Annotated in this window: 16 protein-coding genes; 10 read left to right on the top strand and 6 right to left on the bottom strand. The window is 66.6% G+C overall.

The window, feature by feature from the left end; translation table 11 throughout:
- Positions 1 to 23 precede the first annotated feature (23 nt).
- On the bottom strand, positions 24 to 719 hold the full coding sequence (locus tag QZ471_RS08500) for a TetR/AcrR family transcriptional regulator (RefSeq protein ID WP_295462664.1): 696 nt from the start codon (positions 717 to 719) through the stop codon (positions 24 to 26).
- A gap of 145 nt (positions 720 to 864) precedes the next feature.
- Here QZ471_RS08500 and QZ471_RS08495 point away from each other — a divergent pair, with 145 nt between their 5' ends.
- The 10 genes from QZ471_RS08495 (at position 865) to QZ471_RS08450 (ending at position 10,428) form a co-directional block, all read left to right on the top strand.
- Positions 865 to 1,794, top strand: a complete 930-nt coding sequence (locus tag QZ471_RS08495) for a polysaccharide deacetylase family protein (RefSeq protein ID WP_295462662.1) — start codon at positions 865 to 867, stop codon at positions 1,792 to 1,794.
- Positions 1,794 to 2,726, top strand: coding sequence for a hypothetical protein (locus QZ471_RS08490; RefSeq protein WP_295462660.1), 933 nt, complete (start codon positions 1,794 to 1,796; stop codon positions 2,724 to 2,726). The genes QZ471_RS08495 and QZ471_RS08490 overlap by 1 nt, the downstream gene beginning before the upstream one ends.
- Positions 2,727 to 2,728: 2 nt before the next feature.
- Complete coding sequence (locus QZ471_RS08485; RefSeq protein ID WP_295462658.1) at positions 2,729 to 4,147, top strand: MFS transporter; 1,419 nt, start codon at positions 2,729 to 2,731, stop codon at positions 4,145 to 4,147.
- Between the two features lie 32 nt (positions 4,148 to 4,179).
- A complete protein-coding gene (locus QZ471_RS08480) occupies positions 4,180 to 5,619 on the top strand; it encodes an amidase (protein ID WP_295462656.1) in 1,440 nt (479 codons plus the stop codon).
- Positions 5,609 to 5,839, top strand: a complete 231-nt coding sequence (locus QZ471_RS08475) for a hypothetical protein (RefSeq protein ID WP_295462654.1) — start codon at positions 5,609 to 5,611, stop codon at positions 5,837 to 5,839. The genes QZ471_RS08480 and QZ471_RS08475 overlap by 11 nt, the downstream gene beginning before the upstream one ends.
- A gap of 42 nt (positions 5,840 to 5,881) precedes the next feature.
- The gene (locus QZ471_RS08470) at positions 5,882 to 6,721 is read left to right on the top strand and encodes a transporter substrate-binding domain-containing protein (RefSeq protein WP_295462652.1); all 840 of its coding nucleotides are present in this window, start codon (positions 5,882 to 5,884) and stop codon (positions 6,719 to 6,721) included.
- Positions 6,722 to 6,740: 19 nt separating this feature from the next.
- Positions 6,741 to 7,478, top strand: a complete 738-nt coding sequence (locus QZ471_RS08465) for an amino acid ABC transporter ATP-binding protein (RefSeq protein ID WP_295462650.1) — start codon at positions 6,741 to 6,743, stop codon at positions 7,476 to 7,478.
- A 5-nt stretch (positions 7,479 to 7,483) separates the two neighbouring features.
- Entirely contained in the window at positions 7,484 to 8,167 is a 684-nt protein-coding gene (locus QZ471_RS08460) for an ABC transporter permease subunit (RefSeq protein ID WP_295462648.1), read from the top strand.
- Positions 8,164 to 8,829, top strand: a complete 666-nt coding sequence (locus QZ471_RS08455; RefSeq protein WP_295462646.1) for an amino acid ABC transporter permease — start codon at positions 8,164 to 8,166, stop codon at positions 8,827 to 8,829. The genes QZ471_RS08460 and QZ471_RS08455 overlap by 4 nt, the downstream gene beginning before the upstream one ends.
- Positions 8,830 to 9,114: 285 nt before the next feature.
- On the top strand, positions 9,115 to 10,428 hold the full coding sequence (locus tag QZ471_RS08450; RefSeq protein ID WP_295462644.1) for an OprD family outer membrane porin: 1,314 nt from the start codon (positions 9,115 to 9,117) through the stop codon (positions 10,426 to 10,428).
- 100 nt (positions 10,429 to 10,528) lie between these two features.
- Here QZ471_RS08450 and QZ471_RS08445 read toward each other — a convergent pair whose 3' ends face one another.
- From QZ471_RS08445 to QZ471_RS08425, 5 genes are all read right to left on the bottom strand, one after another.
- Positions 10,529 to 11,647, bottom strand: a complete 1,119-nt coding sequence (locus QZ471_RS08445) for a metallophosphoesterase (protein ID WP_295462642.1) — start codon at positions 11,645 to 11,647, stop codon at positions 10,529 to 10,531.
- Between the two features lie 98 nt (positions 11,648 to 11,745).
- A complete protein-coding gene (locus QZ471_RS08440; RefSeq protein WP_295462641.1) occupies positions 11,746 to 13,038 on the bottom strand; it encodes an MFS transporter in 1,293 nt (430 codons plus the stop codon).
- Positions 13,039 to 13,956: an aldo/keto reductase gene (locus tag QZ471_RS08435; RefSeq protein ID WP_295462638.1), complete on the bottom strand. Its 918-nt coding sequence runs from the start codon at positions 13,954 to 13,956 to the stop codon at positions 13,039 to 13,041. It abuts the gene before it with no gap.
- A 541-nt stretch (positions 13,957 to 14,497) separates the two neighbouring features.
- Entirely contained in the window at positions 14,498 to 15,556 is a 1,059-nt protein-coding gene (gene uvsE, locus QZ471_RS08430; protein ID WP_295462636.1) for a UV DNA damage repair endonuclease UvsE, read from the bottom strand.
- A gap of 260 nt (positions 15,557 to 15,816) precedes the next feature.
- The gene (locus QZ471_RS08425) at positions 15,817 to 17,085 is read right to left on the bottom strand and encodes a DUF445 domain-containing protein (RefSeq protein ID WP_295462634.1); all 1,269 of its coding nucleotides are present in this window, start codon (positions 17,083 to 17,085) and stop codon (positions 15,817 to 15,819) included.
- Positions 17,086 to 17,279: the final 194 nt, after the last annotated feature.

Genomic DNA, 17,279 nt, shown 5'->3' with positions numbered 1-17,279 from the left:
AGCGCAGCGCGCGCCCTCGCTAACTAGCCGGTGAAGCCTTCCAAGATAGTGTCGATGATGCGGTCGATCTGGACGGTATCCAGCTGATAACTGGGGATCGGCGGCAGCTCGTGCTCCTCGGCCGACGCCAGGAGTTCGAAGCGCCGCGACAGGGGATCCAGATTCGCCAGCAGATGGATGGCGCCACCGCGGGCCAGCTCGTAGCGCCAGATGGCCTGTTCGCGGGTCAGCCGCGGGAAGGTCCGGATGATGGCGGTGATGAAGCGCTGGGCCACGTGCTGATTGAGGCGGAAGCCATCGTAGGCCGCACGGGCATCCACCCGCATCTGAAAGACGTTGCGGACGTAGAGGCTGCCACCATCCTGCGCCCGCGCGACGTCGTGCACGGGCAGGATCAGGGCTTCGAGGATCTCGCGCGCGGTCAGCGCCGCGCCGGCGGCGCGGGCCTCCAAGGCATCCAGCCGTTCGAGCCGCGCCTGGTTCACCACTCGGGTGATTTCCTGGGATGCCAGCCGGACCAGTTCGTCCTTGGACTGGAAGTAGTAGTTGACCGCGGCCACGTTCACCCCACAGGCCTCGGTGATGTCCTTGATCTTGGCGCCGCTGGGGCCCTTGCGGGCGACGACTTCCTTGGCCGCATCGAGGATGGCATGGCGGGTCTGCTCGCCTTTGGCAAGGGCCTCGCCTTCGCCGCCGGACGCTCTAGCTTCATCGTTCATGCCGGTTTCTCCACCTCTTAACTGTTTGCGCCATAACTAGCCAAAGACGACATGTCCCATTGCCACCACGGGGCGCTATGAGTATATCTAAAAGCTATTTCAAAAATTCATTTGAAATGCTTTTTTGAGAAATCTGGAGCTCGCCATGTCGACCCCTACACCGCGCCCCCGCGACACCGGGCATTACCGCTACGCCCCGATGCGCGGTCGGCCCAGGCTGGAATTGCCGGACCAGGCCCAGCTGGCGTTCTGGATCGCACCGAACATCGAATTCTACGAATGGCTGCCGCCGCTGAATCCCAATCGCACCAGTTGGCCGCGCGTCACGCCGGACGTACTGAACTACGGCTTGCGCGACTATGGCAATCGCGTGGGCTTTCGCCGGATCGCCAATGAAATGGCCATCCGTGGCCTGCGCGGCTCGGTATCGCTGTCGGTCGCCGTCTGCGATCACCATCCCGAGATCGTGGAGCGCTGCCTGGAGCTGGACTGGGAGCTGTTCAGCCATGGCATCTACAACTCCCGCTACTTCTATGGCCTCTCCCCCGAGCAACAACGGCAGGTGGTGATCGAGTCCCGCGAGTCGCTGGCGCGCGTCGGGCAGACCCTGGATGGCTGGCTGACCCCGGCGATCACCCCCGATCTGCACACCCAGCAGATCCTCGCCGAGGAAGGGGTGCGCTACACCCTGGACTATTTCCACGACGATCAGCCGTTGCCGCTCGACGTGCCCAACGGACGACTCATCTCCATTCCCTACTCCATCGAGATGAACGACATCCCCATGGCGTACTGGCAGAACATGCCGGTGGGCGAGATGTTCGCCGCCCTGCGGGCGCAGTTCGACCGGCTCTATGCCGAAGGGGCGGAAAACGCCCGGGTCATGTGCTTCGCCATGCATCCCTTCGTGCTCGGCCAGCCGCACCGGATCGAGGCCTTCGCGCGCTTTCTCGACTACGTCCAGTCCCACGACCGGGTCTGGTACCCCACGGCCCGGGAAATCGCCGATTGGTACTACGCCCACCACTACGAGCGGATGGTCGCCTGGCTGGCCACCCTGAGAGGAGCCTATTGATGACGATCAAACCCGTAGGCGACGACTACCTGGTACGCCCGGCCTATCCGCAGGGCCGCATGGATCACGACTTCTATGCCTGGCGCGACACCTGGGCGGGCGAACGGCTGCGCTGGCCGGAAGGCGTCCGCCTGGGCATCTGGCTGCAGTTGGCCATCGAATGGTTCCCCCTCGACATGAGCGGCACGCCGTTCCTGCCGGTGGGCGCCCCAAGCCGCCCCTGGCCGGACACCCAGACCTACACCCAGCGCGACTATGGCAATCGCATCGGCGTCTATCGTCTGCTCGATGCGCTGTCGGAACGCAAGGTCAGCGCCTCGGCCTTTCTCAATGCGCGGGTCGCCGAGCGCTATCCGATCCTGCTGGACCATCTGCTCGACGACGGCCTGGAGATCGTGGCCGCCGGGCTGGATGCCGCGGCCATTCACCACGAAGGCCTCAGCGAAGCGGCGGAGCGCGAGATGATCGCCGAGGCGCTGGCGCTCTTCAGCGCCCGCGGCATCAGCCCGGTGGCCTGGCATTCGCCGTCCTGGTCGCAGTCCACCCGGACGCCGCGCCTGCTGCGCGAAGCCGGCATCCTGGCCATGGCCGACTGGGGCAACGACGAGGCGCCCTATCGCTTCGCCACGGACGCCGGGTCGATCCTCTCGCTGCCCAGCAGTTACGAGCTGTCCGACCGCGAGTTGCTGGCGAACCGTCACTATCGCCTCGACGAATTTCTCGACGCCCTCATCGGGGCGGCGCAGCGCCTGCTCCGGGAGGCCGAGGACAGCGGTCAGGGACGCCTGCTCACGCTCAATCTCTCGCCTTGGCTGATGGGGCAGCCCTATCGGATCGCCGCCTTCGAGCACCTGCTGGAACAGTTGTTCGCCTTGCCGGGGACGGCGAGCGTGACCGTCCCCCAGATCGTCACCGCGAGCCGGAATCTCTGACCATGTCCCGCACGACCGCTGCGCCGGATGAGCGGCGCCTGCTCCTGCTGTCGCTGGCGCTCTCCGCGGCCTTCCTCATGGAGACGCTGGACAGCACCATCCTCGTCGCGGCCCTGCCGGCCATCGCCGCGGATTTCGGCGTGCCCGTCCTCAGCGTCAACCTGACCGTGTCGCTGTACCTGATGGTCATGGCCGCGACGATTCCGGCCAGCGGCTGGCTGGCGGATCGCTTCGGCGCCAAGCGGCTGTTCCTCGGCGCCATGGTCGCCTTCATGGTCACCTCCCTGGGCGCCGCCCTGGCCCCCAATCTGTCGACCCTGGTCGCCATGCGGATCCTGCAGGCCATCGCCGGTGCCCTGATGACCCCGGTGGGGCGCTTGCTGCTGATCCGCAATGCGCCACCCGCGCAGTTGGCAGCGGCCATCGCCTGGATGTCCATGCCCGCCCTGGTCGGACCTATCCTCGGGCCGCTGGTCGGCGGCTATCTGGTCACCTATGCCAGTTGGCCGTGGGTGTTCGCGGTCAAGCTGCCCTTCGGCCTCGCCGGGCTGATACTCGCCGCCCGCCTGCTGCCCGCCGATGAACCTCGCCCGGCGCAGCGCTTCGACAGCTGGGGGTTCCTCTACTGCGCCCTGGTGCTGGGCGCCGCACAACTGCTGCTCGAACAGCTGGTGCACCGTTTCCTGAACGCCGAACAGCTAGCCGCACTGCTGCTCGTGATGACCGTCGCGCTGCTGCTGGCGGTACGCCATTTCCGCCGCTGCGCCACCCCCGTACTCGACCCGAGCCTGCTGCGGCTGCCGTTGTTCCGCACGGCCTTCTGCGCCGGCGGCCTTTCGCGCCTGGGCCTGAATGCCCTGCCGTTCCTCCTGCAGCTCCAGTTGCAACTGGGTTTTGGCTGGTCCGCCGCCCGCGCCGGCTGGGTGGTCCTGTGCATAGCGCTGAGTGCTCTGCTGCTGAAGCCGCTGATGCGCCTGGTGCTGGGTCGCTACGGTTTCCGCCGAACCCTGGCCGGCAACGCGGTCCTCGCCGTGCTGACGATGGTGCTACTCGCCGGCTGCACCGCCAATACCCCGTTGCCGCTACTGGTGCTGGTGGTCCTGGTGTTCGGCGTGAGTCGCTCGCTGCAATTCAATGCGATCAACACCCTGATGTACGCGGAGATTCCCAAGTCCCGGCAGAGCGCGAGCACCGCCCTGGGGAGCGTCGGTCAGCAACTGGCCATGGGCCTGGGCATCTCGGTGGCGGCGGTACTGGTCAGCCAGTTGCAGCAACTGGGCCTGACGCTACCGGCCACGGCCATGTCCGGCGCGATGCTCGCCGTCGCTGCGCTCACCGCCCTGTCCGGCTGGCTGTTCCTGTCGCTCGCCCCCGATGCCGGCGCCGTCGTGAGCGGCGCCGGTTCACCCAAGAAAGCCTGACCCTTTCCCTCTCTCGGTACGCAAGGTTGCCCATGATGACCCCCTCCGACCTGTCCAGCCTGAGTCTCACCGAAGCGGCGCGGCTCATCGCCACCCGGCGCCTGTCGTCCGGCGAGCTCACCGAGCGAATGCTGGCACGCCTCACCGTCGTCGACGCGGAGGTCCATGCCTATCTGCGCCATGACGCCGAGGCGGCGCGACGAGCCGCGGCGGCGGCCGATGAACGGGCCAGTCAAGGCACCTTGCGCGGCCCGTTGGACGGCATCCCCTTCGCGGTCAAGGACAACTTCTATACCGCTGGCCTGCCCACCACCGCCGCCTCGCGCGTCCCGCAGCGGCACGACCCGGACCTGCAGGCCACGCTGGTCACCCGCCTGCAAGCGGCCGGGGCGATCCTGCTCGGCAAGCTCAACACCTGGGAATACGGTACCGGCACGGGCGCCGTCTACGACGACCTGGCCGTCCCGCCCGCCCGCAACCCCTGGAACACGGCGCACTATACCGGCGGCTCTTCGAGCGGCTCGGCGGCCAGCGTCGCCGCCGGCACCGCGCTGTTCTCGCTGGGCACCGATACCGGGGGCTCGGTGCGGCTACCGGCCGCCGCCTGCGGCGTGGTCGGCTTCAAGCCCACCTTCGGCCGCCTCAGTCGCCACGGGATCATGCCCAACTGCTGGAGTTTCGATACCCCAGGCCCCCTGACCCGCTCGGTGGCGGATGCCGCCCTGGTCTACGACGCCCTGGTCGGTCACGATCCCGCCGATCCCGTCAGCTTGACCGCGGCGGCTACCCCGACCGCGCCGCAATTGGAGCAGCCGATCACCGGCTTACGCGTGGGCCTGATCAGCCAGCTTTCCGCCGAGCTGGTCCCCCATCCGTCCATCCAGGCAGCCCTGGAGCAGGCGGCCGAACTGTTCCGGCGCGCCGGTGCCGAGGTGGTCGACATCGCCCTGCCCATCGCACCGGCCGAATACCGGGCGATCAACCTGCCGATCAATCGCAGCGAAAGCTTTTCCATCCACGAGCAGGACTATCTGCAGCACCGTCACCTGATGGGACGCTCCCTGCGCGAAAAGCTGGAATGCGGCTTCTACCTCCGGGCGGCCGATTACCTCGCTGCCCTGCGCCTGCGCCGGCAGATCGTGGCACGCACCGATGAGCTCTTTCGCCAGTTCGACATCCTGTTGCTACCCATCATCCTCGCCCCGGCGCCCCGCCTGGACGATGCCGCCGCGGTGGAGGCCTTCACCACCCGCTCGGCGGGTAGCCCCTTTTCGCTGACCGGCCACCCGGCGCTATCGCTGCCCCTGGGCCTGGCCGCCAACGGCCTGCCCGTGGCGGTCCAGCTCGCCGCCGGCTATTGCCGCGAAGACCTGCTGCTGCGCGCCGCGCGCACGCTGGAACGCGGTGCCACGGCGGCCGGCATGACCTCGCCCATCTTCGCCTACCCGGGAGTTCCCCAGCATGACCGATAACCCCTACCCGCTGGCCGACCTGGAGAGCACGGTCGAACTCCTGTGGCACTACTGCACCGGAGTCACGCCCGACACCCCGGAAATCCGCCACCTCGCGCGCGCCCTGTTGCTCGCGGTCGAGGCCGGCCGCCGTCTGCCCCGCCTCAACGACAAGACCCAGGGGCCGCTGTTCTCCCTCGATGAGTTCATCGAGCCGAGCGCGAACTCGCCGCAACCTTAAACCACCTGCCCTTCGCTCCCTTAGCCGCTCAGGAAGATCATCATGCGCTCAGCTCCCCAGATTGCCGCCTGTCTCGCCGCCCTGTTCATGACCTGTCAGACCTTCGCCGCCGATGCGCTCAAGAGCGCACTGGACGGCAATGCCCCGCCCTATGCGATGCCGCGCCTCGATGGCAGCGTGGAAGGCCTGAGCGTCGACATGACCGCGGAGATCGCCAAACGCCTCGGACGCCCCATCACGCTCGACAAGCTGCCCTTCACCAATCTCATCCCGGCCTTCCAGGCCGGCGCCTACGACATGCTGTCGGTGCCCCTGATGGTGACCGAGGAGCGGGCACAGAGCTTCGCCTTCACCGAAGGCCTGTGGTCCGCGGATCTGCAATTCCTGCAACCGCGCAGCAAACCCAGGATCACCGATTTCAGCCAGTTGCGCGGCCAGATCATCGCCACCAACAAGGGCAACGCCTACGACCGCTGGGCCCGCGACAAAGCCGGCGAGTACGGCTGGAACGTGGAGTCCTACGGCTCGCTGAACGAGGCCGCGCTGGCGGTCCAGGCCGGCCGGGCCGCCGCTGCCCTGGTCGATACCGCGACCGGGCTGACCATCGCCAAGCGCCTGCCGACCTTGCAACTGTCCGAACTCAAGATCGCCACCGGCAAGTTCTACAGCTACGCCGTCTCGACCCGCGACCCCGGCCTGCGTAACCAGATCGAGCAGGCCATCGAGTGCATCAAGCGCGACGGCACCGCGGCCAAGCTCTATGAGAAGTGGCTGGGCGTCACCCCGCCGGCGGGCAGCCTGGAGGTCACCCCACAACCCGGGGTCGGCCCCGTCGGCTTCGCCCACTACGACCCGACGCCCCTGCCGTCGACCTGCCAGTGATCCACGCTAGGAATCGACCATGAGCGCACAACCCCTGCTTAACATCCAGGCCCTGTACAAATCCTATGGCGATCAGCAGATCCTCAAGAACGTCACCCTCAAGGTGGCCAAGGGCGAGGTGGTCTTCCTGATCGGGCCCTCGGGCTCGGGTAAATCGACCCTGCTGCGCTGCTGCAATCGCCTGGAAGAGCCCACGGACGGGGCCATTCTCATGGAAGGCACCAACCTGCTCTCGCCCAAGACCGACCTGAACCAGATGCGCCAGCGCATCGGCATGGTCTTTCAGCAGTTCAATCTCTATCCGCACCTCACCGCCGAGGAAAACGTCATGTTGGCGCTGCGGCTAGTGCAGAAGAAGAGTCGCGAGGAGGCGCGCAGCATCGCCCACCGCGAGCTGGACCGCTTGGGCCTGTCGGCGCGCCGCACCCACTACCCCGCGCAGCTCTCCGGCGGCCAGCAGCAGCGCGTGGCGATCGCCCGCGCCCTGGCGCTGGGCCCCTCGCTGATGCTGCTCGACGAGCCGACCTCGGCCCTCGATCCGGAGTTGGTGGGCGAGGTGCAACAGGCGATCCAGGACCTCAAGCAGGCCCAGATGACGCTACTGGTGGTGAGCCACGAGATGCGTTTCACCCGGGAATTCGCCGATCGCGTCGCCTTCATGCAAGGCGGCGAAATCATCGAGCTGGGTACACCGGCCGAATTGCTGGCCAAGGGCCCCGACAATCCCGCCTATCGCTTTCTCGCCCAGGGACTCTGACCGCCATGGACACACTCGGCTTCCTCCATCTGTTCTTCGATCCGGGAATCGCCCTGCGCTATCTGCCGCAACTGCTCGCGGGTGCCTGGGTGACGCTATCGCTGTCCGTGGCCATCATCTGCAGCGGCCTGCTGCTGGGCCTGGCGCTGGCCCTGCTCAGGCTCGTCGCCCACCGCGTGGTCGTCGAGCTGCTGCGGCTGCTGATCGACGCCCTGCGCGCGGTGCCTCCGCTGGCGGTGATCCTGCTGTTGTTCTTCGGACTGCCCAGCCTGAATCTGGTGCTCTCGGCCTACGGCGTGATCTGGCTGACCCTGACGCTCATCCTCGCGGCCTTCGCCGAGGAGATCTTCTGGGCCGGCATCAGCGCCATTCCCCGCGGGCAATGGGAGGTGGCGCGCAGTACCGGACTCACCCAGACCCAGACCCTGACCGCGGTGGTACTGCCGCAGGCGGTGCGGCTGTGCGTACCGCCGCTGACCAACCGGGCCATCGCCATCACCAAGAACACCGCCCTCGGCAGTGTGGTGGGCATGCCCGAACTGCTCAACGAAGCCCAGACCGCCCTGTCGTTCTCGGGCAACGCCACCCCGCTGATCGTCGCCACCGTTGGCTATCTGCTCATCTTCATGCCGCTGATGGCACTCGCCGGCCATCTGGAGAAACGCATGCACTGGGGGCGCCGCCGATGAACGAGCTGCTGGAGCAATTTTTCAACCTCGACATCATGCGGGAGGCCCTGCCCTACCTGCTCAAGGGGCTGCTGACGAGTCTCGCGCTGACCCTGGTCCTCACGCCGCTGGGCGTGCTCCTGGGCCTCGGCCTGGCGCTCGCCTCCAAGCACCGCAATCGACTGCTGCGCAGCCTGGTGCGGATCTGGGTCAACGTGTTCCGCGCCATTCCGCCGCCGGTGCTGATCATCCTGCTGTTTTCCAGCCTGACCTTCATGCAGTTGAACCTGCCCGCGCTGGTGTGCCTGGTGGTGGCGCTGGCGCTGAACAGCTCGGCGTACTACTGCGAGATCTACCGCGCCGGCCTGGACTCGGTCCCGCCGGGCCAGGCGGAGGCTGCCCTGGCGACCGGCTTGAACCGCTTCCAGGTGCTGGTCTTCGTGGTCCTGCCCCAGGCGACGCGCACGGTATTGCCGGATCTCATCTCCAACACCATCGAAGTCGTGAAGAGCACCTCGCTGGCGGCGCTGATCTCGGTGACCGATCTGCTCTATGCCGCCAACACGGTGCGCTCGGTGACCTACAACACCTCTCCGCTGACGCTGGCGGCGCTGCTCTACATCGTCATCCTGCTGCCGGCGGTGCGCCTGGCGACCCGTCTGGAGCGACGACCGTCCGGTTGAGAGGGTAGCCCTGGGCGCGCCGGCCCCTAAACGGCACCGACGGCCGCGCCTGGCCCACGAACCGAACCGTACGGGGGTACGCCGGTTCCGGGCGCGGGGCGTCGTTCACCAATCCCTGAACCAGCAATCGAGCGCCCAAGGTCGCTCGGGCGCCCGGCCGTGCCTGGACCGCGGATAGACACGGCTCTCCTTCAACAAGAAGCCTCGGGCCACGCCCCGTCGACAACAACAACCTCTGCCATCTCTACCGCTGCCAACTATAAACTTCAGCAAGGGCAAATCATCATGGATCGTTTCGTAAGCGGAATAGTTCTGGCCAGTCTTTTCTCCAGCAGCGTAGTTCTTGCGGACAACGCCCAGGAAAACAGCAAGGGCTTCATCGAAGACTCGAAAGCCACGGCGCTGTATCGTAACTTCTACTTTTATCGAAACTATTTGAACGAGAGTCCGCAACAGCAAAACTATGTCAAGGAGTGGGCCCAGGCACTCATGCTCAATTACCGCTCCGGCTATACCCAGGGCCTGGTCGGCTTTGGCCTGGATGCTCAACTCTACGAGGCACAAAAGCTCGACGGTGGTGCCGGTACCGGGGGCTCCGGCCTGATGCCACGCGAGCCGGATGGCAATTCCCGCAGCGACCAGACCAAGGTCAACGGCGTGGTCAAGGCCCGCATAAGCAATACGGAAATACGCTATGGCCAGCAGCAACCCCTCAACCCGGTGTTCGGCTATTCCGACTTGCGCCTGCTGCCCCATAGTTTCACCGGCTGGAGCCTGAACAGTAAGGAAATTGCCAACATCCAGATAGAAGCAGGCCACTTCACCGCGTCCAGTCCGCAAACCGCGGAAAATCACGACGCAGAACTGGGCTTGGCGTTCACCAATAATCGCTTTCTTTACACCACGCGTTCGGCCACCTATGGCGGAATGATCTATACGCCCACCAAGACGTCCACGATTTCGCTCTACGGCCTGAACTACGAGGACATCTGGAATCAATATTATCTGGGCTACATCTTCACTCATCCGATAAACAAGGATCTGGCTTACGACCTGGCGTTCAATCTCTATCGAACGCTGGCCAGCGGCGAGCGCAAGGCGGGCGACATCGATAACACCACTAGCAGCCTGACCCAGGGGCTGTCCTATCGCGGCCACCGGCTGGGCTTCTCCTACCAACAGGTATGGGGCGACGAGCCCTTTGATCACGCCGGCTCGCCCGGCTCCTATGGGCAGATCTGGCTGGCCAATATCAACCAGTATCAGGAGTTCAACGGGCCGAACGAAAAGTCCATGCAGCTGCGCTATAGCTACAACTTCGCCAATCTGGGACTGCCGGGGCTGACCTTCATGACCCGCTATACCAAGGGGTGGGATATCGACGGCACCCGGGCGAGCGTCGCCTATGCCGGACGCTATGGCGCTGGCGTCAAACAGTGGGAGCGCGATATGGATATCAACTACGTGGTGCAATCCGGGAAGGCCAAGGGCTTGTCCTTCCAGTTGCGCTACGCCGTGCATCGCACCTCGGGCGTCTCGGCCTTGCGCGATCTGGACGATGTCCGCTTCATCACCCAATACCCCTTCAACCTGTTCTAGCCCGTGCCCACCCAGACGAAGCGCAACCTGTTGCGCTTCGTCAGGGCACCTCGCCCGGTACGACCAAACGGCTGCCTGTCCTGACCGGCCAGGACAGGCTTCAGCCCCGCCGCAACCTGATCAGGGTGATCTCGCTCGGCGCGCCGAAGCGCAGCGGCGGGCCCCAGTAGCCGGTGCCGCGGCTGATGTAGACGGTGAGTCGGCCCAGGCGGTGGATGCCGGCTACCCAGGGTTGCTGGAAGCGCACGAAATACATCCAGGGCCAGAACTGGCCGCCATGGGTGTGACCGGAGAGCTGCAAATCGGCGCCGGCGGCCTCGGCCTTGGGCGCCGAGCGCGGCTGGTGGGCCAGCAGCAGGCGGAACAGCCCTTCCGGGGCGCCGGCGAAGGCAGCCGCGGCATCGCTTCTGTGGCTGGGGACGTAGAGCGGCGCCGAGTAGTCGGTGATGCCGGCCAGCACGAAGGGCGTGCCCTGATATTCCAGCACCCGGTGCTCGTCGATCAGCATCGCCAGGCCCTGCTCGCGCCAGGCGCGTACCCAGGCTTCGGCGCCGGAATAGTATTCGTGGTTGCCGGTGATGGCGTAGGTGCCCAGGCGCGCCTTGAGCCCTTGCAAAGGCAGGAATTCGTGCCGCAGCTCGGCCACGCTGCCATCCACCAGGTCGCCGGTGATGGCCACCAGGTCGGCGTCCAGGCCGTTGACCCGGTCGACGATGCGTTGCAGGTAGCCGGCCTTGATCGTCGGACCGATGTGCAGATCGCTCAGCTGCACGATGCGCAGCCCATCCAGGCCGGCGGGCAGCGCCGGCAGGGCCAGCTCCACCTCCTTGACCTTCGCCGTGCGCCGGGCGTTGTAGACACTGCGCAGCGCCACCAGCAGCACCAGGCCCAGCACCGCCCAGGCGCTGCCGCTGCGCCAGGCGGCGTCCAGCGGCTGGCCGACCAGACTGGCCAGTGCCAGGACCAGGCCGCGCAGCAGGCTGAAGATCGCCAGGCTGGAAAACACCCCCATGGCGATCAGCGCCGCCCAGGCCAGGAGTCGCGAACTCATGTCCCGCGAGCGAAAGCCCAGGGGGACCAGCACGAAGGACAGGAGCAGCAGGAGCCAGAACGGCAGCTGTCCGGCCAGCGACAGGCCGAGATCGCCGATCAGGCTGACGCCGATGAACAGGTGCAAGGCAAAGAGGACCAGGTACATCGCGGTACGGGAGCGGAACATGGAGGGCCCTGGGGCAAGGAGAAGGTCTTACCTTAGCACCCTACCGGTCACGCTCCGGAGCCCCGGGTTGTTTCCGACTACAACGATTCAGCCGGTATTCAGCACCGCTCCGTTTCCCCTGCCTGGACGGCCCGATCCGCCCGGCGCCCCAGGTAGAAGCCCAGCCAGGCCCAGAGCGCGGCGCAGCCGGCGCCGACCAGCGCCGGCAGCCAGGCGCCGTGGCCGAGCAGGTCCAGCAGGCTCTTGGCCCAGCCGCTGGCGGCGTCGCCGGCGCGATAGACCACGGTGTCGATGAAGTTCTTGGCCTTGTACTTGGTCTCGGCGTCCAGCGGCGCGAAGAGCATCTCGCGACCGGGACGGATGAAGGCGTATTCGCCGATGCGCCGCACGATCATCAGGCCCGCCAGCATGGCGAAGGTGGGCAGCAGCGCGAGCCCCACGAAGCCCACGCACATCAGCAGCGGCACCCCGGCCAGCAGCACCCGCACACCCAGGCGCTGGGCCAGGCGGCCGGTGATCAGCACCTGGCTGGCCAGGGCGCCGGCCTGGACCACGAAGTCCAGCAGGCCGAACACCTGCACCTGGCGCGCGCGGTCGGGGAACAGCTCGGCCACCAGTCGCGCCTGCTCGAAATAGAGAAAGGTGCTGACCGTGGCCAGCAGGATGACGAAGGCGCTGACCGCCAGCAGATAGGGCGATGCCAGCACCCGGGTGAGACCACTGAAGGGATTGCCGGCCACCGGGCGCCGAGGACTTTCCGTCGGCGGCGCATCCGGCCGCCCAGCGCCGCGGGTCTCGCGCCAGTCCATCAAATAGGCCTTGAGTGCCAGGGCCAGGAGCAACAGCGCGGCGGCCAGCAGCGCGAGGCCCGCCTCACCGACCAGGGGCGCCAGGGCGGCGGCCAAGACAGGGCCGAGCAGGCCACCGACACTGGCCCCTGCGGCGATGAAGGCGAACAGCCGCCGCGCCTGGGCGCCGTCGAAGACATCGGCCATCAGACTCCAGGCCACCGAGACCACGAAGAGGTTGTAGACCGAGATCCAGACGTAGAAGGTGCGCGCCAGCCAGACGCTGTCGCCCAGGCTGGCGAAGCAGGCGGCGAAGGCCAGCAGATTGAGGGCGAAGAAGCCGTAGACCCAGTCGACGAAGCGCCGCCGTGCCACCCGCGAGTTGAGCCAGGCGAACAGGGGTACGGCCAGCAGCATGACCACGAAGGTGGCGGTGAACAGCCACTGCAGATTTTGCACTCCGCCGGCGATGCCCATGGCCTCGCGGATCGGCCGCAGCATGAAATAGCCGGCGAACAGGCAGAGGAACAGCGCGAAACCCGCTAGGGCCGCGGACGACTCGCCGGCGCGGGCGTCGAGGACGCGACCGAGCCAGTCCTTCATCTAGGCGAACAGCCCGGCGATGGCCTCGCGCTGGCGCGCATCCGGCAAGCGCCCACGGCCGGCCTGGAGGTTGTCGACCATGTAGCGCGGATTGCTGGTGGCAGGAATCACCGCGGTCACCGCCGGGTCGGCGAGGATGAACTTAAGTAGCAACTGCGCCCAGCTGGTCGCGCCCAGTTCGGCCGCCAACGGCGGCAGCGGCTTGCCGCGGGTACCGGAGAGCAGGTTGCCGCGCTGGAAGGGCCGGTTGATCAGCACAGCGATGCCCTGGTCACGGCAATAGGGCAACAGGTGCCGCTCGGCTTCGCGCTCGCCCACCGAATAGTTGAACTGCACGAAGTCGACCTTCTCCTTTTTCAAGGTGGCGAGCAGATCGTCCAGTGCCGCCTCGCGATAGTGGGTGACGCCCACGTAGCGCACCTTGCCAGCCTGCTGCTGTTCGCGCAGCAGGGCGAGCTGATTGGCGGTGTCCTGCAGGTTGTGCACCTGGACCAGATCCAGGCGCTCGGTCTGCAGGGCCTGGAAGCTGGCGGCCAGTTGCGCCGCGCCGCGTTCGCGCCCGGTGGAGGACACCTTGGTGGCGAGAAAGACCCTTTCTCGGGCCTTGGCCCGCTTGACCAGTTCACCAGCCACCCGCTCGGAGTTGCCATAGCTGGGCGCCGTGTCGATGAGGCTGCCACCGCCGTCCAGCAGCGCCTGGAGCACCTCTTGCAGCGGCGCCAGGGCGGCGTCGTTCAGCTCGACGTTCAGGTTGCCCGAGGTGCCCAAGCCAATGACGGGCAAAGCCTCGCCGCTGCGCGGGATCTTGCGGGTCAGCAACGGCTCGGCGGCCTGGGCGCTCTGCCACAGCCAGGGCGCGGCCGTCACGGCGGCGGCCAGGGCGGTGGTGGTCTGCAGAAAATGGCGACGGGTCGGCATGACGGGCCTCGCGACGGGCAGTTAGGAAGGATGACCTTTGAGTTAAGCGGTTCTTCCAACCGATCGCCCGTTGGGCTCATTGCGGCATGTTGCGAGGAGATGACAGTCGAAGCCGCCTACTCGGCTGGCTCCCGTAGTGTGGACACCGGCGCAGCCTTGTCCACTAATGGCGTTGGCGCTCACCTGTGGAAAACGCTGCGCGGTTTTCCACGCTACGAATCGCTCTGGCTCTCCCTGTAAATACCGTAGCCTCAGGCTAGCGTCCCGTCCCCGTCAGTGAGGCCGAGTGCAGGTGTCGTGGAGGGGGATGCGAGGCAGGACGCCGAGCAAGGCGCGAGGGGCAGGAGGCCCCTTCGTGCCGTGCCCCCGGAGCGGCACCGGAGTGAGGGGACCCGGAGCGCAGCGGAGGGCCGATGCGTGGGGACAGCGGTTTTGGTTACTTTTGCCGCGACTGGCAAAAGTGACTCGCCCGGGTGGGCGAAACAAGGGGCATCCAGACACTCGATAACCAGCTGATGCACCCGCCCCCACAATGTATTTCCTACCCAGCAAGAATGCCGTGATCCACCGGAGGCAGGCTGCCGTCACCGCCCAGGTAACGATCATAGAAATCCCGCACCGTGACGTTCTTGTGCTTGGCCTCGAACATGATGTCGAAGCGGTCGAGGAACTGGCAGGCGTAGCGATTGCACCAGTCGTTCCACATCATGTCGCTGTGGCCGTAGAGCAGCCGCTTGCTGATCTGCTGCAGCAGGAACTTGATGTCGATCCGCTCGCTGGGCGAAACGCCCATCTCCATCAGAGCCTCCGGTGGCTGGGAGTAGTGCATGGCCGGGCGCACGCCGCGCCAGCTGTCGATGATCCGCGCCACCCGCGGCTCCCAGGGATCGATATAGGCCTCTTCGTGGATCCAGCAGTGGTGGATGTCCAGCACCACCGGCGCGAGGTCGGCCAGTTGCAGGCAGTCGTCGACGCCGTAGGTCTTTTCATCGTTCTCGAAGGTGATGCAGTTGCGCGCCTCGGTCGAAAGACGCGGCCAAACCGCGCGGATGCCGGGCACGCCCAGGCGACCGGCGATATGCACGTTGCACTTGAAGTCCTGGAAACGCTGGCCGTAGCCCATCAGGCGGATCATGTCGGCGTGGTACTCGAATTCCGCCAGGCTGTTCTCCACTACCTCGGGGCGATCCGAGCCCAGCACGCAGAATTGCCCGGGGTGCAGCGACAGCCGCACATCGCGGCGGCGTGCCAGTTCGCCCAGCCGGCCGAAGCGATCTTCCAGCAGCGCCTGCAGCTCCTGGGAGCGATAGAAGTAGGCGAATTCGGCGTGGCTGTAGAAGGGCAGCAGGTCGCTGCTCAGGCGCAGCATGCGCAGGTTTTCCGGCTGATCAGCGACGTGCTCAACGAATCTGAGCTGGGCATCCAGGTTATGGGTGACCACGTCCAGCAACTTGGCCTCGGCGGCGGCGCGCTCGACGCTGCCCAGCCAGCGCAGGGTGGTGGTGCGGGTATTGAAGGCCCGCTCGACCTGCTCCAATTCCTTGAGCGACAGGCTGCGCTCGGGGTGACGGTACATGCAGGCGAAGCCGATTCGATACATGGGACGCTCGGGACAAGGACTATGAGTGTTAGTCCGCAGGGCGCCGCTTGGGTGCGGGTGGGGTGATGGGTGGAGGGCCTTGGCGTTTGGCGTCCGGGTTTGCCCTCACCCCGGCCCTCTCCCGGAGGGAGAGGGGGTGGTCCGGTAGGAGGTTGGCTATAGGTGTTCGGGACAATCGCGGCCATGGGCCGCTCCTACAAAAGCCTCGTCCCTGTAGGAGCGGCCGCATCGGCGGACCGCCATGGCCGCGATAAAGCCCCCTACCCCGGCCCCAACCAGACCGTCAGGGCATGCAGTACCAGCCCCACCAGGCCACCGACCAGGGTGCCGTTGATGCGGATGAATTGCAGATCCTTGCCGACGCTCTGCTCCAGTTGCTGGACCAGTTCGCCGGTGTCCCAGGCCGCCACCCGGTCGGCGATGTAATCGCCGATGCGCTGGCGGTTGCGGTCGATGAAGGGCGGGGCCACGGCGATCAATTGTTCGTTGATCCAGAGGCGCATGGCCTCGTCGCGACTCAGAGTCTCGCCCAGCTCGGCCAGCAGCCGGCCCAGGCGGCGGCGGATGCGGGAATCCGGCGCGGCAAGATCGGCCTGCAGCCAGTTCACCAGCTCGTCCCACAACTCCTGCAGATAGCCGGCCAGCGCCGGGTGCTCCAGCAGGCGGTCGCGCAACTGCTCGCCGCGCAGGCGAAAGGCCGGGTCCTGCTTGAGGCGCTCGATGAAGCCGACCAGATAGCCATCGAAGTGTCGGCGCAACTCGTGCTCGCGATCCTGGCTGACTTCGCCGATCAGCCGCGATACCGCCTGCACCACCTTGATCGCCGACCAACGCCCAACCCGCTCGTCCAGGCCCAGGTACTTGAGGGTGCGCAACTCGCCGCCGATGGTGCGGGCGATCAGCGCCTGGGTGTCCTCGTTCTGCAACAGGCGGTCGATCTCCTGCAGCACCTCGTCGAGCACCGCCTGGTGGCGGCCGTCGGCGGTCAGCACATCGAGCAACTCCCCGGACAGCGCCGCCACGTCTAGGCGTTGCAGCCGCTCCACCGCCACCCGGCGGATGAAGGCCTGCACCCGCAACTCGCGCAGGGCTTCCAGGGAATAGCGGGCGACACCGGTGGCCTGATTGGCTACCGCGACGGCATTGGCCGGCTGGCGCAACCAGCCGGCCAGGCGCCCGGCGGCGTCCAGTTCTTCCAGCTTGGCCAGTACCTGGGGCGTGGCGAGGAAGTGCAGGCAGATGAAGTCCGACAGCTTGCGCCCGACCCCCGCCTTGTTGCGCGGAATGATGGCGGTATGGGGGATCGGCAGGCCCAGGGGATGGCGGAACAGAGCGGTCACCGCGAACCAGTCGGCGATGGCGCCGACCATGGCCGCCTCGGCGAAGGCGGCGGCGTAGCCCCAGGCCGGATGGCGCGCCTCCAGGGCGGTGGCCAGGCAATAGAGCGCGGCCGCGAGAAACAGCAGCAGCAGAGCGATGAGCTTCATGCGCCGGACCGGGGTAAGGCGGTCGCGGGAGAGCGTGGTCATGACGATGGGGCGGTCCTCTTGCGTCGAGCGGAGTGCTGGGTAGAAAGCGGCGCCCGGGCGGAGTTTCCGGCGCGCCTTCACGGTGCGACCCGGCTCCATCCTAGCGCAGCCCCCGGGGAGCGGGCGCCGAAAGGTTCGCCCTCGCGCGAACCAATGGCGAAGGTCCGCTTCGCGACCGGGCTTTCGCCATCGTG

Source organism: uncultured Pseudomonas sp., from assembly GCF_913774235.1.
GTDB lineage: Bacteria > Pseudomonadota > Gammaproteobacteria > Pseudomonadales > Pseudomonadaceae > Chryseomonas.
The sequence above is the reverse complement of the archived record's forward strand: the minus strand, read 5'-3'. Positions and strand labels throughout refer to the sequence as shown.